Raw genomic sequence first — 25,501 nt, forward strand, 5'->3', positions numbered from 1 at the left:
CGGACCTTTGGAGGTCCCGCCCTTTATGTCGCTTTCAGTCCCTTGAGCCTTCGCCCGGCGCTTACTGCGTCGGGCCGGCAGCGGATGCGAAAGCGTTGGTGCCGCCGCTCGCATATTTCTTCTTCGCGGTCTCGACCCAGGAGGCGAATTCCTGGTCCTCCACGACGCGGATCGCGATCGGCATGAAGGCGTGGTCCTTGCCGCAGAGCTCCGAGCACTGGCCATAGAACATGCCGGTCTTGGTCGCTTTGAACCAGGTCTCGTTGAGCCGCCCCGGAATGGCGTCGATCTTGACCCCGAAAGCCGGCAGCGCGAAGGCATGGATCACGTCTGCGCCGGTGACCTGGACACGAACCACCTTGTTCACCGGCACGACCATCTCGTTGTCGACCCCCAGCAGCCGCGGCTGCTTGTCCTGCGCCATCAGCGAGTCGAACTCGAACTTGCCGTTGTCGGGGTAAGCATACGACCAATACCACTGCTTGCCTGTGGCCTTGATGGTCAGGTCCGCCTTCGGCACGTCGAGCTCCAGGAACAGCAGGCGGAACGACGGCACCGAGATACCAACCAGGATCAGCACTGGAACCAGCGTCCACGCCACCTCGATCAGTGTGTTGTGGGTGGTCCGCGACGGCACCGGATTGGCCCTCGCGTTGAACTTCATGACCACGATCACCAGCAACGCCAGGACGAACAGCGTAATCAGTGTGATCAGCACGAACAGGAAGTTGTGGAACCAGACAATGTTGTCCATCACCGGGGAAGCGGATTGCTGAAGCGTCCACTCCCACGGCGCCGGCTGCCCGAGTTCGGCATATGCGGCACCGCCCGTCGCCAGTGTCAGACCCGCCACGGCCAATCCCAGCAAGTGCCGGCCGACCCGGCCCATCGACATCCTCATGCCGTCGCGCTCCCCTTACGAAACCCCAAGTGCATTCCCCTATTTCCGGGAAACGCTTATTCGATCCGCCCGTCTGACAAACCGCCGCGCAAGAATACCTCTAAGAGGAATTGGGGCCAGATCGCTAGAACGCCGAAATCAAGCCTCTCAAACCATAATTCTCGATCTATCGCAATGCAGTCTTGAGCCCCCTCTGCCAAGCGCCACCCGCAAGATATTTCCTAGCAAGATCAGACAAAAGTACCATTTCCCGGGACGCCGCGGCTTGACAGCAGCATTGCCGGCGGTAGGCACTGGCGAGCAGCCGCGCAGGAACCTGATTCGTGCGGGCGATGGCGGTGTGGGCGGCGCGGATTTGCTTGCGAATCGCCTTCAAGACGCCGTCATTCGCGTATCAGTCCGCCAGGCGCGCGACCAAGGCGAGCAGAGGGACCGACCCGATGGGGCTTTCGAAATGCATGGCAAGGCGGACCGCAACGCAGGCTAACGGCCTCACGGTGCTGGCCGCCCTGCTGGCTGCCTTCGTCCTGCTGGCGCTGCCGGGGTTTGCCCATGCGCAGGGCGCGGTGCGCTCCGTCCATGGCGACTGGCAGATCCGCTGCGACACCCCGCCGGGCGCCCAGACCGAGCAATGCGCCCTGATCCAGAGCGTAGTGGCCGAGGACCGCTCCAACGCAGGCCTGACCGTGATCGTGCTCAAGACCGCCGACCAGAAGGGCCGCTTGATGCGGGTGGTCGCCCCGCTCGGCGTCCTTTTGCCGTCCGGCCTCGGCCTCAAGCTCGACAACCAGGACGTCGGCCGCGCCGGCTTCGTCCGCTGCCTGCCCAATGGCTGCGTCGCCGAGGTGGTCATGGACGACAAGCTGCTGGGCCAGCTCCGCTCGGCCAAGACCGCAACCTTCATCATCTTCGAGACGCCGGAAGAAGGCATCGGCTTCCCGCTCAGCCTGAACGGGCTCGGCGAGGGCTATGACAAGCTACCGTAGACGCCCTCACCCCTGGTCGATGCGATAAAGCTCCGTGTCGCACCAGCCGCAGCGGTAGATGCGGCCTCTCCCGGCCACCGGCCCGGCCAGTGCCTTTCGCCGACATGTCGCGCAGAGGATGCCGTCCACCGTGTCGCAGCCCGGGTGAGCTGCGACATAGGCCTCGCGGGTGGGATAGGAGGTCCAATAGCGGCGGTAGACGAACTGATTGAAAAGCAGGACCAGCCCCAGCGCGCCAAAGCCGATGATCAGGCCGTGATACTGATCCCAGAACACAAGCAGCGAATTCCACATGCTCTTGCCGGCGCTCCGCCCCAGGATTCGTCCTCGATAGCCCGGAATCCTGAAAGCCGGCTTAAGGGCAGGCCGTACCTATCGTTTCCGTAATGTGACAGCCCAGGCCTCGCGGAACGCGCGGGAAACCATTATCTTGCCCAACATCCCCCGATAATGGACGGACGCATGACCAACCCTGCCACGACCTCCCTGCTCGACCGCGCCAATCTCGACCGCGACCAGGTTCGCAGCGAGGTCGCGCGCGGGCTTGCCGGCGCCGACGACGGCGAATTGTTCCTGGAATACAGCCAGACCGAAGCGCTGATGTTCGACAATGGGCGGCTGAAGCAGGCGACCTACGACACCTCGCAGGGTTTTGGCCTGCGCGCCGTCAAGGACGACGCGGTGGGTTACGCGCATTCCTCCGACGTGTCGCTGCCGGCGCTGATTCGCGCCGCCGACGCAGTCGGGGCCGTGCGCGGCGGCTATTCAGGCAATTTTGCCGCACCGCCTCCGCGCACCAACGTGCGGCTCTATGGCGACGACAATCCGCTCGATGCGCCGGGCTTCGAGACCAAGGTCAAGCTGCTGGCCGAGATCGACGCTTACCTGCGCGACAAGGATCCGCGGGTGCGACAGGTCAGCGTCAGCCTGGGTGCGACCTGGCAGGTCGTCGAGATCCTGCGGCCCGACGGCGAGAACTATCGCGACATCCGCCCGCTGGTGCGCGTCAACATCTCCGTCGTCGCCGGCCAGGGCGACCGCCAGGAGAGTGGCAGCAAGGGCTATGGCGGCCGCGCCGGCTATGCCGAATTTATCGAGACCCAGTCCTGGCACGAGGCCGCCGACGGCGCGCTGCGCGAGGCGCTGGTCAATCTAGAGTCGATCCCCGCCCCCGCCGGCGAGATGGACGTCGTCCTCGGGGCCGGCTGGCCCGGCGTGATGCTGCATGAAGCGGTCGGCCACGGCCTCGAAGGCGATTTCAACCGCAAGAAGACGTCGGCGTTCGCGGGCCTGATGGGCCAGCAGGTCGCGGCCAAGGGTGTCACCGTTGTCGACGACGGCACCATTGCCTCGCGCCGCGGTTCGCTGTCGATCGACGACGAGGGCACGCCGACCAATCGCACCGTGCTGATCGAAGACGGCATCCTGGTCGGCTACATGCAGGACCGACAGAACGCGCGTTTGATGAACATGAAGCCGACCGGCAACGGCCGTCGCCAGGGCTATGCCCATGTGCCGATGCCGCGCATGACAAACACCTACATGCTGGCGGGCGACCGCGATCCGGCCGAGATCCTAGCTTCCGTGAAGAACGGCGTGTTCGCCGCGAATTTCGGCGGCGGCCAGGTCGACATCACCTCGGGCAAATACGTGTTCCAGTGCACCGAGGCTTACAAGATCGAGAACGGCAAATTGGGCGCGCCCCTGAAGGGCGCCATGCTGATCGGCAACGGGCCGACCGACCTGCATCGCATCCGCATGATCGGCAACGATCTCGCGCTCGATACCGGCGTCGGCACCTGCGGCAAGAACGGTCAGGGCGTACCGGTCGGCGTCGGCCAGCCCTCGCTTCTGATGGAACGCATTACGGTAGGTGGAACAGGCGCATGAGCGTTGACAAGGTAACTGCCGCTCCCAAGCGGAAGAGCAGCGGATGGGGCGGGCAGCTGATGCAGCTCGCCGGCATCGTCGCCGCCGTATTCATCGCCAAGGGCGCGCTCGCCGAGCCGTTCTACGTGCCGTCGGGCTCGATGGAGCCGACGCTGCTGATCGGCGATGCGCTGCTCGCCTCGAAATTCCCCTATGGCTACGGCACCTCGTCGCTGCCGATCCAGATCAACTTGCCCGAGACCGGCCGCGTGTTCGCGGAGACGCCGAAGCAGGGCGACGTCGTGGTGTTCCGCTGGCCCGGCGACCGCTCGCAGGCCTGGGTCAAGCGCGTCGTGGGTCTGCCCGGCGATCGCATCCAGATGCGGCAGGGCCAGCTCTTCATCAACGACCGTCCCGCCGAGCTGAAGCCTGATGGCGTTGGAGCTGCCGAGGACGACAATGGCGGCAGCGAGCCGGCCTATCGCTATGTCGAGACGCTGCCGAACGGCGTCTCGCATCTGATCTTCAAGATGCGCGACAACGGCCCGCTCGACAACACGCCCGAGGTGAAGGTGCCGCCCGGCCACCTCTTCGTGCTCGGCGACAACAGAGACAATTCCGCAGACAGCCGCGTGCCGCTGCGCTCCGGCGGCGTCGGCCTGTTGCCGATCGACAATCTGGTCGGACGCGCCGATGCCGTGCTCGGCTCCTGGGATCTCGGCATGCGCGGCCAGCCGGTGTGGACCTGGCTCTCCGGCTTCCGGCTCGCGCGGTTCTTCACCGCCGTGCACTGAGCCGATCTCATGACCTTCGACGACGTCAGAAAATTTGCGCTGACGTGGCCGGAGGTCGAGGACGGCACTTCCTATACCACGCCGGCCCTGAAAGTGCGCAAGAAGCTGCTGGCGCGCCTGAAGGAGGGCGGCGACAGCCTGGTGATGCCGGATGTCCCGATCGACGAGCGCGCCATGCTGGTCGAGAGGCAGCCGAAGATCTTCTATTTCACCGATCACTACGCCGACTATCCGGTCGTGCTGATCCGCCTGTCGAAGGCGAAGCGCGCCATCGTCGAGCCGCTCCTGCGGCGGCGCTGGGGCGCACTGGCCTCGAAGGCGGCGCGTGCCCAATATGATGGGCGCGAGGGCGCATGAGCGGCGCGATGGACGAGGCGCGTTTTCTCGCGCTGGCGCTGGCAAATCCGGTCAATGCCGCGATCGTCGACGAACTCCATCGCCTCGCGCTGCCGGATGCATGGCTGGTCGCGGGGTGCCTGGCACAAACCGTGTGGAACGTGCTCACGAAACGCGCGATCGACCACGGCATCTCCGACTATGACGTCTTCTATTTCGACCCTGATACCTCATGGGAAGCGGAGGACGCGGTGATCCGGGACGTGCATGCGCGGCTCGGGCATCTCGGCGCCAGGATCGAGATCCGCAACCAGGCGCGCGTGCATTTGTGGTATCCGGCCAAGCACGGCCTGCCCTATCCGCCCCTGACCTGCTCGACCGAGGGCATCGACCGCTTCCTGACGCAAAACACGCAAGTCGGCATCAGACGCACGGACAACGGCCATGAGATCTACGCACCGCACGGCTTCGACGACATTGCAGGGCTGATCGCACGGCCCAATCGGGCGCTGAATTTCTCCGCGGCGAATTACGCCGCCAAGGTGGCGCGGTGGAGGGCGCTGTGGCCGGAGATCACGGTGGTCGCCGCGGAGTGATATCTCATGGGGTGGGCAAAGCGAAGCGTGCCCACGACTTCTCGTCGCGATCGCGGAAAGATGGGGGGCACGCTTCGCTTTGCCCACCCACGGCGCCTTGCCTATCTTACCACGCCCGACGTGAATCCCGCCTTGCGGCGCGGCGGCTTGATTTCCTTTTTCAGGAAGCAGCGCGCCTCGCGCCCGGTGTAGCCGGGGCGGGCATAGGTGAAGGCGCGGCATTTGTTGTCGGCGGTGCAGGCCGCCTTGCAGGCCTCCTCGCCTTCGCCAACCTTGAGCTCGAAATTGCGCAGATCGCCGCCGGGACGGTCGATCGACGTCTCCACGCCCTCGATGCGCGGCTCGATCACGCCGGCGCCGCGCACACCGGAGATGCAGCAATTGCCCGGAACGCGCGTCGGCACGGTGTTCTTGAGCCAGCACACCGCCGAGCCGCCTTCGACGTCGGGATAGTTGAAGCTCCAGGAGCGGCAGCGGCGATCACGCTCGCAGAGCAGCGCGCAATCCTCGGGATCGCCTGAGGTGACCGGTGTGCTGAAATAGTCGCCGCCCGGCCGGTCAAATGCCGTCTGGGCGCGCACAGGCCAGCCCGCAAACACGAGGGAAAGCAGCGTGACGCCTGCCACGACGCTTGCCATGACGGCCCCGGACAGGCGGCCTTTCCCCATCAGACAGCTTTCGAATTATTGACGACGTTCAGGTTTTCGGCCGGTCATTTGATCGCCGCAAACCTGTATGGGCGATGAACGGCCGAAATCCCGGTCGCTGGCCTACCGAACTAGAAAGCGTAATCCGCGTAGGCCGGTTCCACGGAGCCCTCCCAGGAACCGTTGAACTTCTCAAGCATCTCCTCGGCGGGCGTGCGGCCGGAGTCGATGATGCGGTCCAGCGGCTCCAGGTGCCGGGTCTCGTCGCGGCCGAGCTGGTCGATCCGGGCGCGTCGGCGCAGGCCGGCATGTGCCAGAACAAGGCACTCCTTGGCGATCTCGAACAGATAACGGTCCTTGAGGCGCGCCTTGAAACCGAAGCGCGGCACGTCGTCGCGCAAGGCCTGACGTTCATGCGCGCTCCAGTGCTTCACCATGTCCCAGGCGGCGTCGAGCGAGACGTCGTCGTAGAGCAGCCCGACCCAGAACGCCGGCAGCGCGGGAAGCCGGCCCCACGGGCCGCCGTCGGAGCCACGCATCTCGAGATAGCGCTTCAGCCGCACCTCGGGGAAGATCGTCGAGAGATGGTTGGCCCAGTCCGACAAGGTCGGACGCTCGCCGGGAAGGTTATTGTTGCGGCCATCGAAGAAGGCACGGAACGAGGAGCCCGAAACGTCGATATACTCCTCGCCGCGCTTGACGAAATACATGGGCACGTCGAGCGCGTAATCGACGTAGCGCTCGAAGCCCATGCCGTCCTCGAACGCCCACGGCATCATGCCCGCGCGCGCATTGTCGGTGTCGCGCCAGATCTCGGAGCGGAACGAGAGGAAGCCGTTCGGCTTGCCTTCAGTGAACGGCGAATTGGCGAACAAGGCGGTTGCGACCGGCTGCAGCGCGAGCGAGACGCGCAGCTTCTTGACCATGTCGGATTCGGAGGAGAAATCGAGATTGGTCTGCACCGTGCAGGTCCGGTACATCATGTCGAGGCCGTACTGGCCGACCTTCGGCATGTAATTGGTCATGATCTTGTAGCGGCCCTTGGGCATCACCGGGATGTCGGCGCGCGACCAGGACGGCGTCATGCCGAGGCCGAGGAAGCCGATGCCGAGCGGGGTCGCGATCTCGCGCACCTGCGCGAGATGCGCCATCAGTTCGCTCTGGGTCTGATGCACGTTCTCGACCGGTGCGCCCGACAGCTCGAACTGTCCGCCAGGCTCGAGCGAAATCGCGCCGCCGCCGGTGACGTCGTAGAGGCCGATGATGTTGCCCTTCTCCATGATCGGCTCCCAGCCGAGCAGGAGCTTCATGCCTTCGAGCAGCGCGCCGATGCCGCGCGCGCCTTCATAAGGCACCGGGCGATGGCCTTCGAGCGTGAACGGCGTCTTCTCGTGCTCCGTGCCCATGCGGAATTCGGACGGGTCCTTGCAGCCGGCCTCGAACCACGCGACGAGTTCGTCGCGCGATTGCAGCGGCGTCATATCGATCTGGTCTCGCGCCATATCAAACTCTAATCAAAAGCGCTTCGACCGAATGCGCGCGGGTGATGGGATGGCCCGCGAACCCACCGGGCGCGCGGACGTGCTGATTTGCCGCGCGTTCATCGCGTCGGCGAGGTTTCGTTGACGTTGGCGACCGGCGGCAGCTTCATCTCGCCGCACGAGCAGCCCAGGCGGTCGAGCAGACCGCTGAGCTTGGCGGCATCGGCATCGGACAGTTTCGAGCCGACATATTTCTCGATCGCGGCCGAATAGGCGCCCCACATCCGCTTCTGCAATTCGCGGCCGGCTTCCGTGATCTCGACGAACTGGCCGCGCTTGTCGATCTTGCATTCGCGCCGGGAGGCAAGGCCTTCGTCGACCAGGCGGTCGATCAGGCGCGAGGTCGAGTATTGCGGGATCAGCATCTGCCGCTCGAGTTCTACCGGCCGCAGCTCGCCTGAAGGCGCACGTGACAATTCCAGCAGCGCGTCGTACCACGCCAGTGGCGGGAACCCCGCCTTCTTCAGATCCTGCTCGACGCAATCGAGCACGCGGCTCTGCACCCGCATCAGGCGGATCCAGGCGGACGTCGCCTCGGTCGATGGTTTGCGTTTCATGGTCCCGCTCAAGCTTGTCGTCCGTCTCTTACCCTATTCTATGCACCTGCATCAATCTTGACTATTTCATGCAGGCGCATGTAGTGGTTCTTTCGCTCCAACCAAGCGTCAAGAGAAGGAAATCCCATGAAATTGTACTATTCGCCCGGCGCCTGCTCCCTGTCCCCCCATATCGCCCTCCTGGAAGCCGGCCTGCCCTACGAGCTGGTCAAGGTCGATATCCGGGCCAAGAAGCTCGAAAATGGTGAGGATTATCTGAAGCTGAACCCGAAGGGCCAAGTCCCTGCGCTGGGCCTCGACAGCGGCGAGATCGTGACCGAAGGCCCGGTGATTGTCCAGATGATCGCCGATCGGGCGTCCGCCAAGGCGCTGGCGCCGGCCCATGGCAGTTCCGAGCGTTACAAGCTGCTCGAATGGCTGAACTTCCTCACCTCGGAGGTGCACAAGAGCTTCGGCCCGCTGTTCGCGCCGGCATTGAACGACGAGGCCAAGGCCTTCTTCAAGGATCGCGTCATGGGCAAGCTGAAATATATCGACAGCCAGCTTGCCGGCCGCGACTACCTCATGGGCAAGCAGTTCACGGTCGCGGACGGCTATCTCTTCACGATGCTGACCTGGGGCGACCGGATGAAGTTCGATCTCTCTGCGATGCCGAACCTCACGGCCTACAAGACCCGCGTCGGGGCGCGGCCGAAGGTGCAGGAAGCGCTGACAAAGGAAGGGCTGGCGCAGACCGCCTGAAGCCAGACCTGCGCAGACGAAAAGCCGGATGATTCATCCGGCTTTTTCGTTCTCCGAGTGACACCGCTCGAGCTTGGCGGGCAAATTTTTCGGAGGTGTCGCATATGCCCCCGCAGCGGGGCTGGCGCCCGCCAGACTATAAGGCAATACCGTTTTTCGCTCGTGTCGAAGCGGGCAAGCAGATCATTCTACCGGTGCGGTGTCGGTTTTGCGAACCGCCGTTCTTAAACGTAAGTAGTCCTGCCTTGTTACTGATCACGAACCGGTCAAACTTCAGATACAGCTTTGCTGTATTCTAGTTGGAGTAGAAGTTGACGATCATTCTCATCCTGCTTGTGCTGAGCACGATGGCAGGAACGGCAACTGGCCTGACATTTAAGGTCCAAGGCCTGATCCCGGTCTCGGTTCTGATCGCGGTCTCGGCGGCGGTGGTTCTTCATTCCGCCGGTTTTGGGCCCGTCGGAGGCATCTCAGTTATCGTTGCCTGCCTTGTCGTGACCCAGCTTGCCTATCTGGCCGCGACCTTCCTCCTGTACAAGCGCGAACCGCTAATTCAGGACGAAGTCGACGGCGATCCAAGCAAGCCAGGCAAGTAGAGAATCCCCGGCGAGAACGAGCAGCGCCAAGGCCACCCAGAGCGGTCCCTTGCGCCGTAGACGCCCAGCCGTCTGCCGCGGCAGCAGACGCGGGAACAAGGGCAGGAATGAGTGTGTCGCGGTCAACTCGGAAGCGACCGCGCCCCTTCGGAACGACGGAGAGTTCATGCAGAACACTTTCATTGCTGATTGTTGTCTTGGCCCCCGGCAACAGTCCCGATAACGCGCTCAGGCAAGGCTGGTGCCATCGACAGCAGAAAGCTTCGGTTTGACGTAGAAATGACACTGAGGTGACACAGCCCCGACGAAGCATGGCACAGGTGGTGTCACCAATTTTGTGATCGATCCCACAAAAGGACGACAAAACCAGGCGACAACAACCCCTGGACTTCGCAAAGCCTCTCCTCGGGCGGCGCTTCGCGCTGACTGGTCGGCGCCGGGCCGCCCAGCCGCCCGTAAATTGGAAAAAAGGCCGGATGGGTGATCCGGCCTTCTTATTTCTGCGCTGCCCGGATTCGCTTCGCTCTATCCGGGCTACAGCCGCGTCAGGCCGCCGCCTTGTTCGGCGCGAAGCGGCCGTAGAAGGTTTCGCCCTTCGCCGCCATCTCCTCGAGCAGTTTTGGCGGGGTGAAGCGCGAGCCGTACTTCGCCTCTAGCTTGTGGCAGAGTTCGACGAAGTTTTTCGTGCCCATGAAATCGATATAGGACAGCGTGCCGCCGGTGAACGGCGCGAAGCCGAAGCCGAGGATCGAGCCGACGTCCGCTTCGCGAGGATCGGTGATGACGTGATCCTCGACGGTGCGCGCGGCTTCCACCGCCTGCACCACCAGGAAGCGCTGCTTCAGTTCCTCGATGTCGAGCGTGTCAGGATCAAGCTGCTTCGGCTGGAGCGCCGAGAGGCCCGGCCACAGGCTCTTCTGGCCCTTGCCCTTCTCGGGATAGTCGTAGAAGCCCTTGCTGTTCTTGCGGCCCAGACGACCCTGGTTCTCGACCATCTCCACCATCAGCTTCTTCTGATCGGGATTGATGGCGTTGGGGCCGAGGTCGGCCTCGGTTGCCTTCATGATCTTGAGGCCAAGATCGAGCGCGACTTCGTCCGAGAGCGAGAGCGGGCCGACCGGCATGCCGGCCATCTTGGCGCAGTTCTCGATCATCGCCGGCGGCACGCCCTCGAGGAACATCTCGTTGCCTTCGGCGACATAGCGGCCGACGCAACGGTTGGCGAAGAAGCCGCGGCTGTCGTTCACCACGATCGGCGTCTTGCCGATCTGGCGGACATAGTCGAGCGCGGTCGCGAGCGCGAGATCGCCGGTGTTCTTGCCCTTGATGATCTCAACCAGCATCATCTTCTCGACCGGCGAGAAGAAGTGGATGCCGACGAACTTGCCCTGATCCTTGAAGGATTCAGCAAGAGAGGTGATCGGCAGCGTCGAGGTGTTCGACGCGAAGATCACGTCCGGCTTGAGATATTGCTGCGCCTTGGCAAAGGTCTCGGCCTTGACCTTGCGGTCCTCGAACACGGCTTCGATGACGAGGTCGACGTCCTTCAGAGCCGCATAGTCCGCGGTCGGCGTAATGCGCGCGAGCAGCGCCTCGGCATCGCCAGGCTTGGCACGGCCCTTCTTGATCTGCTCTTCGATCACCTTCTGCGCATGCGCCTTGCCCTTGTCGGCGCTGTCCTGGTCGCGGTCGATCAGGACGACATCGAGGCCGGCACGGGCCGAGACGTAGCCGACGCTGGCGCCCATGAAGCCAGCGCCGATCACGGCGATCTTCTTCACCTTGGTCGCGGGCACGTCCTTCGGACGGCGGGCGCCCTTGTTCAACTCCTGCATCGACAGGAACAGGCTGCGGATCATCGCCGCCGCTTCCTTCGAGCGCAGCACCGAGGTGAAGTAGCGCGACTCGACGCGCAGCGCGGCGTCGATCGGCAACTGCAGGCCCTCATAGACGCAGCTCATGATCGCGCGCGCGGCGGGGTAGTTATCGTAGGTCTCGCGGCGATAGATCGCGTTACCGGCCGGGAACATCATCATGCCGGCCTTGGAGAACACCGGGCCGCCGGGCAGCTTGAAGCCCTTTTCGTCCCAGGGCGCGACGGCCTTGCCGCCGCCCCTGATCCAGTCCTTCGCCGCCTTGATCAGGTCGGCGGCGGGAACGATGGCGTGGATCAGGTTGAGCTGCTTTGCCTTCTCGACCGTAACAGGATCGCCCTTGAGCAAAATCGTCATCGCGTCCTGCGGCGGCACCAGGCGCGGCACGCGCTGGGTGCCACCGGCGCCGGGGAACAGGCCGACCTTGACCTCGGGCAGACCGAGGCGCGTCTTGGGATTTTCGGCTGCCACGCGATAGTGGCAGCACAGCGTGATCTCGAAGCCGCCGCCGAGCGCGAGGCCGTTGATTGCGGCCGCCCACGGCTTGCCGGAGGTTTCGATCGAGCGTAGCACCTGCGAGAAGCGGCGGCTCTGGTCGAACAGCATCTGGTTCGCGGCGGTCTCGCCGTGCTCCTTGAAGACCTTGGCGTAGGCCTGGTTCATGCCTTCGAGCATGGAGAGGTCGGCGCCGGCGCAGAAGGCGTCCTTGGCGGAGGTGATGACGACGCCCTTCACGGCGGCATCGGCCGTGGTTGCCTTGACGATCGCGTCGAGCTCGTTGGTCGAGGTCTCGTCGAGCACGTTCATCGAACGGCCCGGGATATCCCAGGTGACGAGCGCAATGCCGTCGGAATCGGTCTCAACCTTGAAGTTCTTGTAAGCCATGTTGGTTGCTCCCCTACCCTTAGACGCGCTCGATGATGGTCGCGGTGCCCATGCCGCCGCCGATGCACAGCGTGACGAGAGCGGTGGACTTATCGGTGCGCTCGAGCTCATCGAGCACGGTGCCGAGGATCATCGCGCCGGTCGCACCCAGCGGATGGCCGAGCGCGATGGCGCCGCCATTGACGTTGATCTTGGCGTTGTCGATGTCAAAGGCCTGGATATAGCGCAGCACGACCGAGGCGAAGGCCTCGTTGAGCTCGAACAGGTCGATGTCCGACTTCTTCATGCCAGAGCGCGCGAACAGCTTTTCGGTGACGTCGACCGGGCCGGTCAGCATCATCGCCGGCTCCGAGCCGATGTTGGCGAAGGCGCGGATTTTGGCACGCGGCTTCATGCCATATTTCGCGCCCGCCTCCTTGCTGCCGAGCAGCACGGCGCCGGCGCCGTCGACGATGCCGGACGAATTGCCGGCATGGTGCACGTAATTGACGCGCTCGATTTCCGGGTGCGACTGGATCGCGACGCCGTCGAAGCCGCCCATTTGCGCCATCATCGTGAACGAGGGCTGCAGCTGCGCCAGCGACTGCATCGTCGTCGAGGGACGCATATGCTCGTCCTTGGCGAGGATGGTGAGGCCGTTGATGTCCTTCACCGGGACGATCGACTTGTCGAAGCGGCCTTCTTCCCAGGACTTCGCCGCACGCTGCTGGCTCTGCACCGCATAGGCATCGACGTCGTCGCGCGAGAAACCGTATTTGGTCGCGATCAGGTCGGCCGACACGCCCTGCGGCATGAAATAGGCCGGCACCGCCATCGAGGGATCCATCGGCCAGGCGCCGCCGGAGGCGCCGATGCCGACGCGGCTCATGGATTCGGCGCCGCCGCCGATCACCAGCTCATGCTGGCCGCTCATCACCTGGGCTGCGGCGAAGTTCACGGCATCGAGGCCTGAGGCACAAAAGCGGCTGATCTGCACGCCGGGCACCGCTTCGCCGAGACCGGCTTTCAGCGCGGCAAAGCGCGCGATGTCGCTGCCGGCTTCGCCGACCGGATCGACCACGCCGAGGATGACGTCATCGACGGAGTCCTCGGGAAGGTTGTTACGGTCCTTCAGCGCTTTCAGCGGCACGGTCGCAAGCGCGAGCGCGGTGACTTCGTGCAGCGCGCCGTCGGCCTTGCCGCGGCCGCGCGGGGTGCGGACGTGATCGTAGATAAATGCCTCAGGCATGACGCCCTCCTGATGTGGTGATCTCGATTTGATAGTGGACGGCGGAAGCGGCTTCAGAAAGCTTCCGCCGGCAATTCCATGATGGTGGCGCAGCCGGCCTGGATGCGCGCGAGATTGGCGGCGGTCTCCGGCAGCATACGCTCCATGAAGAAGCGGCCGGTGACGAGCTTGGTCGAGAGATAGGGCGTCGCCCCGCTCTCGGCAATCTTGGCCTGAGTGACCTTGGCCATCTTCGCCCACATGTAGCCGAGCGCGACGAAGCCGAAGAGATGCAGATAATCGGTTGCGGCAGCACCGGCATTGTCCGGCTTCGCCATTGCGTTCTGCATCAGCCAGGTGGTGGCCTGCTGGAGATGGCCGAGCGAAGCCGAGAGCGGGGTGATGAAGGGCTTCATTGCCTCGTCGCCGCCGTTCTCCTTGGCAAAGGCCATGACCTCGCCGAAGAAGGCCATGATGGCGCGGCCGCCGTCGCGCGGCAGCTTGCGGCCGACCAGGTCGAGCGCCTGGATGCCGTTGGCGCCTTCGTAAATCATGGCAATACGCGCATCGCGGACGAACTGCTCCATGCCCTGCTCGGCGATGTAGCCGTGGCCGCCGTACATCTGCTGCGCCTGCACTGCGTTGGCGAAGCCGTAGTCGGTGAGGAAGCCTTTCAGCACCGGCGTCATCAGGCCCATGTGGTCGTCGGCGGCCTGGCGATCCTTGGGATCCTCGGAGCGATGGGCGACGTCGCTCTTCAGCGCGGTCCACATCACGAAGGCGCGCGCGGCCTCGTTGAAGGCGCGGATCGAGAGCAGCGTGCGGCGGACGTCGGGATGCACGATGATCGGGTCGGCCTGCTTGTCGGGCGCCTTGGCGCCGGTCAGGGCGCGGCCCTGGATGCGCTCGCGGGCATAGGCGACCGCGTTCTGATAGGCGACCTCGGACTGCGCGAGGCCCTGCACGGCGACGCCGAGGCGGGCCTCGTTCATCATCACGAACATGCCCTGCATGCCCTTGTTCTCTTCGCCGATCAGCCAGCCGGTGGCGTTGTCGTAGTTCATCACGCAGGTGGAGTTGCCGTGGATGCCCATCTTGTGCTCGATCGAGCCGCAGACGACGCCGTTGCGCTGCCCCACCGAGCCGTCGGCATTGACCAGGAATTTCGGCACCACGAACAGCGAGACGCCCTTGATGCCGGCGGGCGCACCCTCGATGCGGGCGAGCACGAGGTGGATGATGTTATCAGCGAGGTCGTGCTCACCGGCGGAGATGAAGATCTTGGTGCCGGTGATCTTGAAGCTGCCGTCGCCCTGGCGCACCGCCTTGGTGCGGAGCATGCCGAGGTCGGTGCCGCAATGCGGCTCGGTCAGGTTCATGGTGCCGGTCCATTCGCCGGCGACCATCTTCGGCACATAGGTCTGCTTCTGCTCGGGCGTGCCGTGCACCAGCAGCGCCGCGGTCGCGCCCATGGTGAGACCGCCATACATCGAGAACGCCATGTTAGCGGAGATCTGGAATTCGTTGACGGCCTGGGAGAGCGTCACCGGCAGGCCCTGCCCGCCATACTCGGTCGGCGCCGACAGGCCAAGCCAGCCGCCTTCCGCGACCTGCTTGAACGCCTCCTTGAAACCCTTCGGCGTGGTGACGCTGCCGTCCTCAGCGCGCTTGCAGCCTTCGAGATCGCCGACACGATTGAGCGGCTGCAGTACCTCTTCGGCAAGCTTGGCCGCTTCACCCAGAATGGCCTCGCGCACATCGCTCGACGCATCGGAGAAGCCGGCCAGATTGTCGTAGCGGTCGATCTGGAAGACGTCGTTGAGCAGGAAGTTCACGTCTTCGACGGGGGCTTTGTAGATCGGCATGGAGGTCTCCCGGCAGGCGGTCTGATGATGTTGGCTTAGGATTGAGCGGCGGCCAGCTGCTCCGCCATCAGGCGATGCAGCATGTTGATAGCCTTGAGCGGACGCACCATCACCTTGAAATGGGTGATACGTCCCTCGGCATCGAAAGTGATGATGTCGACACCGTTGATCTCGATGCCGTCGATGATGGTTTTGAATTCGAGCACCGCGCCATTGGCGCTTGTCCACTCGCCGACATAGGCGAAGCCGGGGCCGCCGAGCACCTTCTCGGCGGTGGAGAGATATTTGAAGGTGATGTCGCGCCCGCGCTGCGGCGAATGCACGACGGGGCTTTCGAACACGGCGTCAGGATGCAGAAGGTCCCAGAGCGCGGCGTGCTCATGAGACTTCATGTAGGCGTACCAGGAGTCGAGGCCGGTCATTCTCGGGTGCCTCCCTACAGGCCAAAGCAAAAACGCGAAAACAACCCCATGCACAGTAGCGCGAAGGCTGATTATGCTGGGATTTTCGGGTCGGATGTTGAACCCCGACCTTGGCGCCTCATATGCACATTGACGCATATGCGTCGATGCGCATAAAGTCAAGTCAGTTGGTCGGAACCTCTGGAAGGAGCTGGTGCCATGGCACTGGGCGACGCAATCCTCGCATGCCTGACGGAACGTCCGATGACGGGCTACGAACTCGCCAAGACCTTCGACTCCTCGATCGGCTTCTTCTGGAAGGCCGACCACCAGCAGATCTACCGCGAGCTCTCCAAGCTGCGCGACCGCGGCTACATCCAGGGCCGCGAGGTCGTGCAGTCCGGCAAACCCAACAAGCTCATCTATACGCTCACTCCGGAAGGGCGAACAGCGCTGCGGCACTGGGCCGCGCGGCCAAGCACACCACCCTCGATCAAGGACGACCTGCTGGTGCGGCTGCATGCGCTCGACAGCATCGATATCGAGCCGATGCGCACCGATCTGATGGACCGGCTGGAGCACCATCGCGACCGTCACGCCAATTACGAGCGCATCCTCAAGAAGCGTTTTCCGGACGGCACAGCGGAGGGCAGGCTCGACCTCGGCAATTTGCTGCTGCTCCGCCTCGGCGCCCGCCATGAGCAGATGGTGGCCGATTTCTGCGAGGAGGCGCTCGAGGCGCTGTCGGCGATGAGCGGCAAGGGCACGGTGGTGCCGCTGGAGGACGGCAAGCGCGAAGGCAAGGGCTAGGCGCCGGGGCGAGCCTAGAACTTTGTTACGACGGGTTTGTCATCCCAATTGAACCGGACATTGATGCCCGCGCGGACGATGTCGTCAGTCAGCCTGACATCGCGGGTGGTAACCGTGAATGCGCCGGTACGGACGGCCGGATCGACATATCGCTTGCTGCCGAAATCGGCGTGAACATATTCGAGCTTGAAGCTCACCGCGCCCCAGCTATCGGTCCAGGCCGCCCATTCGCCGCCGAGTCCGGCTGCGAGCCCCGTACGGATCCTGGAGTCCGTGACCTGCCCCGCCGGATTAGACACGGCGACCTCGGTGCCGGCAAAGGCAATGCCGGCGGTCCCGTAGATCAGAAATTGATCGATTGCGTAGCCGACGCGGCCGCGGAACATATCGATCCATCTCTCGCGCGTGGTGCTCGTCGTCGCGACGTTGAACGGCGGCCTGTCGGGCGCGGAGCCGTGCTTGTTGGTCCATGAGGCGTCGTTCTCGAAGCCGAGCACGGTCTTCTCGATCTGGAAATCGCAACCGAATGCGCCGCCCGCGACGTCGCCAGTGAGATTGAAGGTGCCGGTAATCGTGGGACCGACGGCATCGCCGGCGCGCGCGACATGCTCGCTCTTGCCCCACGAGCCGCCGCCCTGGACGCCGACATAGCAACTGGTCCAGTTGAAGCCAGCAGGCGCCGGCGCCTTCACCGCAGGCTGTGCCGCCGGGGCATCGGCGGCAACAGCTTGCGACGCCAGTCCGGCCGCCATCGCGGCCACGAGCAACCATTTCATGTCAGCAACAATCCGGTCGGGCAAAAGCGCCGGTCGCGGCGCTCTCTTATCCCTGAGACGGATCGGTGATGGCTGAGGCGAAAATATTTGTTGGGGGGGCGATGGCGACGATCTCAACTGTCATCGCCCGCGAAGGCGGGCGATCCAGTACACCGCAGCGGCTCGATTCCAGCCGTGCTGCCTCGGAGTACTGGATGCCCCGCCTTCGCGGGGCATGACACCGGCTTGGAGCGCGTTCATCGGCCCACGCCGGCAAGCCAGGTTCCCGCCGCCCAACTTTAAGACACCGGCGAGACGTTCCTTAACCCGTTATTTACCGTAACAGGAAAAAGTCGGTTTTCGAGGCAGACGACCCGCGCCAAATCCGATTGTCTTTGCAACCGGCACGCGAGGGAAGGCTGGAGGCGCCGGGTGGGGCGCTGACGTCGGAACCGGACAGAGTCATGAATTCGCGCGTATCGTGGAGTGTTGACGGCATCGATCCATCCGTCAGGGAGCGGGCCGAGGCTGCTGCGCGCGGCGCCGGCATGTCACTCAACGATTGGCTGAATTCCACGCTCGGCGAGACTGCCCCGCCGAACTTTCGCGCGCCTTACGAGCAGCGTCAGGATCAACGGCAAGATCAACGCCAGGATCTGCGTCCCGATCCGCGCTCGGCGCAAATGCCAGGCCAAGGAGCCAGTCAGGAGAGCCGCGAAGTCGCGGACATCCACCAGCGGCTCGACGCCATCACCCAGCAGATCGAGCGGATCTCGAAGCCCGCGCCGCGCCAAGACTCTTCTCGTGAAAGAGATGTCTCGCGCGAGCAGGGCGTCGCGCGCCAGCTCAACGATGCGATCTCGCGGCTCGACGCGCGGCTGTCGCAAATCTCCCGGCCGCAGCCGCAGCAGCCCCAGCCGCCGCGACCGGCCCCCTCACCCGTCGAAACGCGCCAGCGCCAGGCCGATGCGGTCGAGCGCGCGGCCGCGCAGGTCTATCGCAGCTCACCACCCCTGAGCCCCGCCTCGTTTGATGTCGCAGTTGCCGAAATCACGGCGCGGCAGAGCGAGCTCGACGGCTTCGCGCCGCGGCAGATGCCGCCGCGCGCTGCGCCGTCGATCGCGCCCAATCCGGCTCCTTACGCGCCTCCGATGGCGGCGCCCGCCCCGGCCTACGCTCCGCCACCCCCGCAGCCGGGACCGGATTTCTCCTCGCTCGAGCGCCATCTGCTCAAGATCACGAGCCAGATCGAATCGCTGCAGCGCCCCGACAATACCGAGCAGGCGATCAACGCGTTCCGCGGCGAGCTGGCCGAGATCCGTCAGGCCATCACCGAGGCGATGCCGCGCCGCGCGATCGAATCGATCGAGAACGAGATCCGCTCGCTGCACCGTCGGATCGACGAGACCCGCTCCAACGGCACCGACGGCCAGGTGCTGTCAGGCATCGAGCGCGCGCTGTCCGACATCAAGCAGGTGCTGCGCACGCTGACGCCGGCCGAGCAGCTCACCGGCTATGACGAGGCGATCCGCAATCTCGGCGCCAAGCTCGACCTGATCCTGCGCGCCAATGACGATCCCTCGACGGTGCGTCAGCTGGAGGACGCGATCTCGGCGCTGCGCGCCATCGTCTCCAATGTCGCCTCCAACGAGGCGCTGGCACGGCTGTCCGACGACGTGCAGCTGTTGTCGTCCAAGGTCGACCAGATCACCCGCTCTTCCGGCCACAACGACAGCTTTGCGGTGCTCGAGCAGCGCATCGCCGCGCTCACCGCCGCGCTGGAAACGCGCGAGCGGCCGCAGCCGTCCGAGAGCAACGAACAACTGGAAGCCGCGATCCGCGCGCTGTCGGACCGCTTCGACCGCATGCAGGTCGGCAACGATTCCGCCTCGACCTTCGCGCATCTGGAGCAGCGGGTCTCGTATCTGCTGGAGCGGATCGAGGCCGCCGCCGATCCGCGCAACGGGAATTTGAGTCGCGTCGAGGACGGGCTGCACGATATCCTCAGGCACCTGGAACGGCAGCAGGCGACCTATTCCGCGCTGGCCGAGAGCCGCAATTCGGCCCCGCCCGCCGATTCCGGCATGGTCGATCTTGTCAAGCGCGAGCTTTCCGACATCCGCTTCAGCCAGGCCGAAACCAACCGCAGCACCCAGGACTCGCTCGATGCCGTCCACAGCGCGCTCGGCCATGTCGTCGATCGCCTCTCCATGATCGAGGGCGATCTGCGCGCGGTGCGCACGGCTCCCGCGCCGCAGCCGATGGCCATGCCGATGCCGATGGCTGCGCCCATGGAGCCCGCGCCGATGGCGCGCGAGCCGCGGCCGCAAGCGCAGCAGCAGCCGAAATACGATCCAAAGCCGGAGCTGCCGAACCCGGCTGCCGCGCAGCAGGCGCCGCACTCCACCTTCGCCGCCGCGCCGCGCGAATTCCACGCCGCCGCGCCGCCGACGGCGCCCCAAGTCGCATCACAAGGCGCACCACAAGCCGCACCACCTTTGCCGCCACGTGCGATCAGCGAAATCCTGGAGCCGCACACGGCGCCGGCGCGCGCCGCGATTGCGCCGGAATTGCCCCCCGATCATCCGCTCGAGCCGGGCACACGGCCGAGCGGCCGCATCGCCACGCCCTCGGAGCGCATTGCCGCGTCCGAAAGCGCGATCAGCGAAATCCCGGCTGCACCGAAGGAGCCGGTGTCGTCGTCGAGCTTCATCGCGGCCGCTCGCCGCGCGGCGCAGGCCGCCGCCGCGCAACCGCCCGAAAAGCCCGCCCGCGGCGTCAAGGCCGCGATCGCTGCCCGTGCGAAGGACAAGGGCCAAAGCACAAGTCAGGAAGGCGGCTCGACCATTACCTCGAAGATCCGCTCGCTGCTGGTCGGCGCGAGCGTGGTCGTGATCGTGCTCGGCACCTTCAAAATGGCGATGAACCTGCTCGATGGCGGCAGCCCGCCGCCGGCACCGCAGGCGATGGAGACTTCCTCGCCGCCGCCCGCGCCGCAGGCGCCGCCGCTCGAGACGAGGCCCACCACACCGGAGCAGGTCACGCCATCGATGACCTCGCCGACGCCGATCGGCCGGCAATCGCAGAACAATGCCGCCCCGGCCCCAGCGAACAATTCCGGCAGCACGGCTTCGGTCGAAATCCCGCCGGCTCCCGCGGCGCCGCCTCCGCCGCCGGCATCGAGCGACGTCACCGGTGCACTATCAGGCACGAGCCGGGCCAAGCTCGGAACGATCCAGGTGCCGCCAAGCGAAAGACTGCCTGACGGCATCGGCGGCCCGGGCTTGCGCACCGCCGCGATGAAGGGCGATGCGACCGCAGCCTACGAGATCGGCGTGCGCTTTGCCGAAGGCAAGGGCGTCGCTGCGAACTACGACGAAGCCGCCAAATGGTACGACCGCGCGGCGCAGGCCGGCGTGGTGCCCGCGACCTTCCGCCTCGGCACGCTCTACGAGAAGGGTCTTGGCGTGAAGAAGGACGCCGACATCGCCCGCCACTACTACACCCAGGCCGCCGAGCGCGGCAACGCCAAGGCGATGCACAATCTTGCAGTGCTCGATGCCGACGGCGGCGGACGCGGCGCCAATTACAAGAGCGCGGCGCAGTGGTTCCGGAAGGCGGCCGATCGCGGCGTCGCCGACAGCCAGTTCAACCTCGGCATCCTCTATGCCCGCGGCATCGGCGTCGAGCAGAACCTCGCCGAGTCCTACAAATGGTTCAGCCTGGCGGCCGGCCAGGGCGATGCGGACGCAGCAACCAAGCGCGACGATGTGGCGAAGCGCCTCGACCCGCAATCGCTCGCCGCAGCCAAGCTCGCGATACAGACCTTCAGCGCCGAGCCGCAGCCCGACGATGCCGTCAACGTTCCGGCCCCGAACGGCGGCTGGGACTCTGCACCGCAGGCGAGCGCAAAACCCGCACCGAAGCAGGTCGCAACCAAGCGCGCGGCCTCCGCGGCGCATTAAGCGGAATAGCCTTAGGTAAAGTCGGTCGAGCCTCGAGCTCGCTTGCGGGAGAGGTCGGCGCGTCCCGGGCGATGCGAAGCATCGTCCCGCGAGCGCCGGGTGAGGGCTTTCTCCTCTTGGGGAATCTCACTGCGGAAGCACCCTCTCCCCGACCCTCCCCCGCAAGCGAGAGCTTTGCTTAATTAGATGTGCGGGGGTAGTTCCCGCTGCCGGGCTTTTTTTTCGCAGCGTCTGACGGCGCACGGCATGGAACGGTTGCGTTTTGGTGGCCGACGGATGGCTTCGGGCGACGACGGTCATGCTGCAGCTCCCACAGCAGACAGCACCGCCCATCGTTTGAGATTCATGGCGAGGCAGATCAGGCGCAGATGCGTCTGGTTGCGCGCCAGGCCCAGATAGCGGGCGCGCGCCCAGCGGTAGCCGCCCTTGAGGCGGGCGAAGACCTGCTCGACCGGCGCGCGCCGCTTTCCCACAGCGTCGTTGAAGCGCTTCTGCCGCTCGGTCAGCGGATGATGCTTGTTGGGGCGGAACATCAGCCGCGGCTTGATGCCTCGCGCACGAAGGCCGCTGCGGCGCTCGTGCTTGTCATAGGCCTGGTCGGCATACACCGCCTTCTCATCACCGCAGATCAACTCGTCGGCGGGCACCGTGTCGTTGACCGCAGCATCGGTCAGCTTGCTGCGGCGGATGATCGCCGAGCCCTGGTCGATGCCCACATGTGCCTTGTAGCCGAAGTATCGTTTGCCGCCCTTCTTGGTCCAGCGCGCGTCAGGATCGCGCTTGCTGTTGACCAGTTTGCTCGGCGCCAGACCGTCCGGGCCGGGCGGTTGCGGATCCTCTGGCGGCTTCGGCGGCTTCACCGCCGCCGGGATCAGGCTCGCGTCGATCAACGTGCCCCGGCGCAGCACCAGCCCGCGCGCGTCGATCTGATGCAGGATCTCGGCGAACAGCTTCTCGTCCAGACCGGCCTGCTGCAAAGTCTCACGGAAGCGCCAGATCGTCGTATGGTCGGGTGTCTCGTCGCTCAGCACAAAGCCGCAGAAATCGCGGAACGAGGCGCGGTCATCGAGTGCTTCTTCGAGTTCCGGATCGGACAGCCCATACCATTGCTGCAGCAGCAGCGCCTTGAACATGACCAGCCGCGGATAGGGCGGCGAGCCACGCTCCGGCTCCGGAAGGCCGCGCAGCACGCGCTCCACAGCCGCCCAGTCGACCAGCTCGGAAATCCGCCTCAGCACCGGGCTTCCTTTTCCTCGCCGCGATACCAGCGCATCCGCGAAGCCCGGTTGCCCAACCTGTCGATATGCCATTCCGAGCCCCCTCCGAACTTCGGCCCTAGAGAATCGCAGATTCGCCCTTTATGCAAAGCTCTCGCAAGCGGGGGAGGGAGCGCACCTCCATCCTCGCTACGACCTCTTGATCCAGTCACCACGCCCAAAATTCAAGGTCCCGCCCGCGCGCGAATTCCGCTATTGAGAGACGCGGCAATCGTTCCGTCCTTCCCGCGAGCATTCCGCGCTAATCGATCCGTCTCGCCGGTGTGCTCAATGCAGCTCTACCTTCCGATCGCCGATCTGCCGGTCAACGTCTTCCTGGTGCTGGCGATGGGCGCCGCGGTCGGCTTCGTCTCCGGCATGTTCGGGATCGGCGGCGGTTTTCTGATGACGCCGCTTCTGATCTTTATCGGCATCACGCCGGCGGTCGCGGTCGCCTCGGTGGCGAGCCATATCGCGGCCTCGTCCTTCTCAGGCGCGCTGTCTTACTGGCGGCGGCGTGCGATCGATCCGGCACTGGCGAGCGTATTGCTCTGCGGCGGCGTGACCGGCACGGCGCTCGGTGTGTGGACCTTCACGCAGCTTCGCGCGCTCGGCCAGCTCGACCTGATGATCGCGCTCTCTTACGTTGTGCTGCTCACCACCGTCGGCAGCCTGATGTTTTCCGAAGGCCTGCGCGCCCTGATGCGGACCCGGCGCGGCGCGGTGCCGCCGCGGCGCGCGCACAACTGGATTCACGGCCTGCCGCTGAAGATGCGGTTCAAGCGCTCCAAGATCTATCTGTCGGTGATCCCCGTGGTGATCGTCGGCATCATGATCGGCTTCATCGGCGCCATCATGGGCATCGGCGGCGGCTTCATCCTGGTGCCGATCATGATCTACCTGCTCAGGGTGCCGACCTCGACTGTGATCGGGACCTCGATGGTCCTGACGCTGGTCACCATGCTGTTCGCGACCATGCTGCACGCCGTGACCAATCACCTCGTCGATGCCGTGCTGGCGCTGATCCTGATGGTCGGCGGCGTCACCGGCGCGCAGTTCGGCGCCCGCGCCGGCCAGAAGATTCGCGGCGAGCAGCTGCGGCTGCTGCTCGGCCTGCTGATCCTCTCGGTCGGCGTCCGCTTCGCGATCGAGCTGGTGATCCGGCCTGCGGACCTCTTCACCATCCGCGAGCTCGGGGTAAGCGGATGATGCGCGCGCTCCTCGCATTCGTTCTTGTCACCTTGCTCGGCTCGGCCGCCCATGCCGAGCGGCTGATCGTGTCGGTCTCCAACCACCGCGTCACGGTGACCCCGAACTATTCCGGCGAGGAGCTGGTGCTGTTCGGTTCGGTCGAGAGGGACGGCACCACGCCCGCAGACCGCACCGCTTACGATCTCGTCATCACCGTGATGGGCCCGCGCGCGGACATGGTGACGCGGCGCAAGGAGCGCAGATTCGGCATCTGGATCAACACGGACTATCGCCAGTTTCTGGACGTGCCGAGCTATCTGGCGCTGTTCGCCAACCGTCCGTTCGATGTGATCACCTCGCCCGAGATCGCGCGACGGCAGCAGATCGGGCTGAACAACGTGCTGCTGACGCAGCGCGTCGGCGGCGACTATGCCGACGTGGTGCCGAACGATGCGTTTCGCTCCGCCTTCATCCGCCTGCGCACCCAGCGCGGCCTCTATCGTGAGGATGCGAGCGCGGTGACATTCCTGACGCCAACGCTGTTCCGCACCGGCATTCCGCTGCCGGCGGAGGTGCCGATCGGGACCTATGAGGTCGAGATCAAGCTGTTCGCGAACGGCGTGCTGGTCACCAAGACCGAGACCGCGTTCGAGATCGTCAAGGTCGGCTTCGAGCAGTTCGTCGCGAGCAGCGCGCGGCAGCACGGGCTGATCTACGGCCTCGTCACCGCAGCGATGGCGCTGATGACGGGATGGATGGCGTCGATCGTGTTCCGGAAGGATTAGCCTTCGTCATTGCGAGGAGCGCCACTTTCTCCGCTCGTCATCGCCCGGCTTGACCGGGCGATCCGGTATTCCAGAGACCCTCGTCGGAGAGCCCGCTCTTGCAACGACCGCTGCGGCGTACTGGATCCCCCGCCTTCGCGGGGCATGACAGCTGAGGCTACGGCGCTTCGATCACTGTCGGCACGCCCGGCTCCAGCAGGCGCAGCCGGGTCCCGAAACCGAGCGCATCAAAGGTCTTGCGCAGATCCTCGCCGTTCTGGCGGAAATGCGTCCAGCCTTCGGTATGAACTGGCACGATCATCGCATCGGGAAAGGCGCGCGCGGTCTCGATGGTGTCGTTGGTGTCCATGGTGAGATGGAACGGCCCGCGCGTCTGCGCGGCGCCGGCGAACGGCATCACCACGCCGCATTTGAAGCGGCGCGCCACTTCGGCGACGCCGTCGAACCAGGTGGTGTCGCCGCTGATATAGATGGAATGCGTGTCCTTGCGGCTCGAGGACACCACGAACCCGATGACGTCGCCCGACAGCGGCTCAATTCCGGCCGGGCCGTGACGCGCCGGCGTCGCGGTGATCGTCAGCGTGTTGCCGTCGCCGTCCTTCAGATGCGCGGTCGCCCAGGGTGCGAGACCCTCAACATGGCCGCCGAGCCGCTTTGCGCCGGCCTCGGTCGTCAGCACGCGGTTGACATGTTTGAGAAACTCGCGGCCGGAATTGTCGAGATTATCCGAATGCTGATCGTGGCTGAGCAGCACGGCATCGACCGGGCCGATCGCATCGGCCTTCAGCGCGGGACCGATCGTCTTCTCCAGCTTCACATGCGGCAGCTGATAGGCGGTGTTCGCATCATCGAAGGTCGGATCGGTGAGCAGGCGAAAGCCGTCGATCTCGATCAGGGCGGTCGGGCCGCCGATCAGGGTGATGGAAATGGGCATGATGAGCTT

23 protein-coding genes are annotated in these 25,501 nt (G+C 65.0%); 11 read left to right on the plus strand and 12 right to left on the minus strand.

Features of this window, described 5'->3' with window-relative positions:
• Positions 1-61: 61 nt before the first annotated feature.
• Positions 62-901 (minus strand): cytochrome c oxidase subunit II, encoded by an 840-nt coding sequence (gene coxB, locus JJB99_RS34320; protein WP_200496513.1) that lies wholly within the window; start codon positions 899-901, stop codon positions 62-64.
• Positions 902-1,341: 440 nt separating this feature from the next.
• Between coxB and JJB99_RS34325 the strand changes: the two genes are divergently transcribed.
• Positions 1,342-1,887 (plus strand): invasion associated locus B family protein, encoded by a 546-nt coding sequence (locus JJB99_RS34325; RefSeq protein ID WP_200496514.1) that lies wholly within the window; start codon positions 1,342-1,344, stop codon positions 1,885-1,887.
• A 6-nt stretch (positions 1,888-1,893) separates the two neighbouring features.
• Here JJB99_RS34325 and JJB99_RS34330 read toward each other — a convergent pair whose 3' ends face one another.
• Positions 1,894-2,181, minus strand: a complete 288-nt coding sequence (locus JJB99_RS34330) for a hypothetical protein (RefSeq protein ID WP_246775097.1) — start codon at positions 2,179-2,181, stop codon at positions 1,894-1,896.
• Between the two features lie 168 nt (positions 2,182-2,349).
• Between JJB99_RS34330 and tldD the strand changes: the two genes are divergently transcribed.
• The 4 genes from tldD to JJB99_RS34350 are packed head-to-tail and all read left to right on the plus strand — an operon-like array spanning position 2,350 to position 5,482.
• A complete protein-coding gene (gene tldD, locus JJB99_RS34335) occupies positions 2,350-3,777 on the plus strand; it encodes a metalloprotease TldD (RefSeq protein WP_200496515.1) in 1,428 nt (475 codons plus the stop codon).
• The gene (gene lepB / locus JJB99_RS34340; protein WP_200496516.1) at positions 3,774-4,550 is read left to right on the plus strand and encodes a signal peptidase I; all 777 of its coding nucleotides are present in this window, start codon (positions 3,774-3,776) and stop codon (positions 4,548-4,550) included. Before tldD ends, lepB begins: the two co-directional genes overlap by 4 nt.
• 9 nt (positions 4,551-4,559) lie before the next feature.
• Complete coding sequence (locus JJB99_RS34345; protein WP_200496517.1) at positions 4,560-4,907, plus strand: MmcQ/YjbR family DNA-binding protein; 348 nt, start codon at positions 4,560-4,562, stop codon at positions 4,905-4,907.
• Positions 4,908-4,915: 8 nt separating this feature from the next.
• Positions 4,916-5,482, plus strand: a complete 567-nt coding sequence (locus JJB99_RS34350; RefSeq protein WP_200500433.1) for a nucleotidyltransferase family protein — start codon at positions 4,916-4,918, stop codon at positions 5,480-5,482.
• A gap of 101 nt (positions 5,483-5,583) precedes the next feature.
• On the opposite strand, the gene JJB99_RS34355 is transcribed toward JJB99_RS34350, so the two are convergent.
• The 3 genes from JJB99_RS34355 to JJB99_RS34365 all read right to left on the minus strand — a co-directional run bounded on the left by JJB99_RS34355 (position 5,584) and on the right by JJB99_RS34365 (position 8,227).
• On the minus strand, positions 5,584-6,150 hold the full coding sequence (locus JJB99_RS34355; protein WP_200496518.1) for a PAN domain-containing protein: 567 nt from the start codon (positions 6,148-6,150) through the stop codon (positions 5,584-5,586).
• A 110-nt stretch (positions 6,151-6,260) separates the two neighbouring features.
• Positions 6,261-7,631 (minus strand): glutamate--cysteine ligase, encoded by a 1,371-nt coding sequence (locus JJB99_RS34360; protein ID WP_200496519.1) that lies wholly within the window; start codon positions 7,629-7,631, stop codon positions 6,261-6,263.
• A 98-nt stretch (positions 7,632-7,729) separates the two neighbouring features.
• A complete protein-coding gene (locus JJB99_RS34365) occupies positions 7,730-8,227 on the minus strand; it encodes a MarR family winged helix-turn-helix transcriptional regulator (protein WP_200496520.1) in 498 nt (165 codons plus the stop codon).
• Positions 8,228-8,353: 126 nt separating this feature from the next.
• Here JJB99_RS34365 and gstA point away from each other — a divergent pair, with 126 nt between their 5' ends.
• Both gstA and JJB99_RS34375 read left to right on the plus strand, forming a co-directional pair.
• Complete coding sequence (gene gstA, locus JJB99_RS34370; RefSeq protein ID WP_200496521.1) at positions 8,354-8,968, plus strand: glutathione transferase GstA; 615 nt, start codon at positions 8,354-8,356, stop codon at positions 8,966-8,968.
• 311 nt (positions 8,969-9,279) lie between these two features.
• On the plus strand, positions 9,280-9,564 hold the full coding sequence (locus JJB99_RS34375; protein WP_200496522.1) for a hypothetical protein: 285 nt from the start codon (positions 9,280-9,282) through the stop codon (positions 9,562-9,564).
• A gap of 545 nt (positions 9,565-10,109) precedes the next feature.
• On the opposite strand, the gene JJB99_RS34380 is transcribed toward JJB99_RS34375, so the two are convergent.
• Genes JJB99_RS34380 through JJB99_RS34395 form a run of 4 tightly spaced genes read right to left on the minus strand, consistent with a single transcriptional unit; the run spans position 10,110 to position 15,817 of the window.
• The gene (locus tag JJB99_RS34380; protein WP_200496523.1) at positions 10,110-12,323 is read right to left on the minus strand and encodes an FAD-dependent oxidoreductase; all 2,214 of its coding nucleotides are present in this window, start codon (positions 12,321-12,323) and stop codon (positions 10,110-10,112) included.
• A 19-nt stretch (positions 12,324-12,342) separates the two neighbouring features.
• Positions 12,343-13,551 (minus strand): acetyl-CoA C-acetyltransferase, encoded by a 1,209-nt coding sequence (locus JJB99_RS34385; protein ID WP_200496524.1) that lies wholly within the window; start codon positions 13,549-13,551, stop codon positions 12,343-12,345.
• Positions 13,552-13,604: 53 nt separating this feature from the next.
• Positions 13,605-15,395 carry an acyl-CoA dehydrogenase C-terminal domain-containing protein gene (locus tag JJB99_RS34390; protein WP_200496525.1) on the minus strand — a complete coding sequence of 597 codons (1,791 nt, stop codon included), beginning with the start codon at positions 15,393-15,395 and terminating at the stop codon, positions 13,605-13,607.
• 35 nt (positions 15,396-15,430) lie between these two features.
• Positions 15,431-15,817: a nuclear transport factor 2 family protein gene (locus JJB99_RS34395; protein WP_200496526.1), complete on the minus strand. Its 387-nt coding sequence runs from the start codon at positions 15,815-15,817 to the stop codon at positions 15,431-15,433.
• Between the two features lie 198 nt (positions 15,818-16,015).
• Between JJB99_RS34395 and JJB99_RS34400 the strand changes: the two genes are divergently transcribed.
• Complete coding sequence (locus JJB99_RS34400; protein ID WP_200496527.1) at positions 16,016-16,606, plus strand: PadR family transcriptional regulator; 591 nt, start codon at positions 16,016-16,018, stop codon at positions 16,604-16,606.
• A gap of 14 nt (positions 16,607-16,620) precedes the next feature.
• On the opposite strand, the gene JJB99_RS34405 is transcribed toward JJB99_RS34400, so the two are convergent.
• On the minus strand, positions 16,621-17,382 hold the full coding sequence (locus tag JJB99_RS34405) for an outer membrane protein (protein ID WP_200496528.1): 762 nt from the start codon (positions 17,380-17,382) through the stop codon (positions 16,621-16,623).
• A 443-nt stretch (positions 17,383-17,825) separates the two neighbouring features.
• On the opposite strand from JJB99_RS34405, the gene JJB99_RS34410 reads away from it, so the two are divergent.
• Positions 17,826-21,326, plus strand: a complete 3,501-nt coding sequence (locus JJB99_RS34410) for a tetratricopeptide repeat protein (RefSeq protein WP_200496529.1) — start codon at positions 17,826-17,828, stop codon at positions 21,324-21,326.
• A 296-nt stretch (positions 21,327-21,622) separates the two neighbouring features.
• Here the strand turns inward: JJB99_RS34410 and JJB99_RS34415 are convergent, their stop codons facing one another.
• A complete protein-coding gene (locus tag JJB99_RS34415; protein ID WP_200496530.1) occupies positions 21,623-22,636 on the minus strand; it encodes an IS5 family transposase in 1,014 nt (337 codons plus the stop codon).
• A gap of 237 nt (positions 22,637-22,873) precedes the next feature.
• Between JJB99_RS34415 and JJB99_RS34420 the strand changes: the two genes are divergently transcribed.
• Positions 22,874-23,791 (plus strand): sulfite exporter TauE/SafE family protein, encoded by a 918-nt coding sequence (locus JJB99_RS34420; RefSeq protein WP_200496531.1) that lies wholly within the window; start codon positions 22,874-22,876, stop codon positions 23,789-23,791.
• Positions 23,788-24,558 carry a TIGR02186 family protein gene (locus JJB99_RS34425; protein WP_200496532.1) on the plus strand — a complete coding sequence of 257 codons (771 nt, stop codon included), beginning with the start codon at positions 23,788-23,790 and terminating at the stop codon, positions 24,556-24,558. The genes JJB99_RS34420 and JJB99_RS34425 overlap by 4 nt, the downstream gene beginning before the upstream one ends.
• A 157-nt stretch (positions 24,559-24,715) precedes the next feature.
• Here JJB99_RS34425 and JJB99_RS34430 read toward each other — a convergent pair whose 3' ends face one another.
• On the minus strand, positions 24,716-25,492 hold the full coding sequence (locus tag JJB99_RS34430) for an MBL fold metallo-hydrolase (protein ID WP_200496533.1): 777 nt from the start codon (positions 25,490-25,492) through the stop codon (positions 24,716-24,718).
• Between the last annotated feature and the right edge of the window lie 9 nt (positions 25,493-25,501).

Origin of the sequence: Bradyrhizobium diazoefficiens, assembly GCF_016616235.1 — a bacterium.
Lineage (GTDB): Bacteria > Pseudomonadota > Alphaproteobacteria > Rhizobiales > Xanthobacteraceae > Bradyrhizobium > Bradyrhizobium diazoefficiens_H.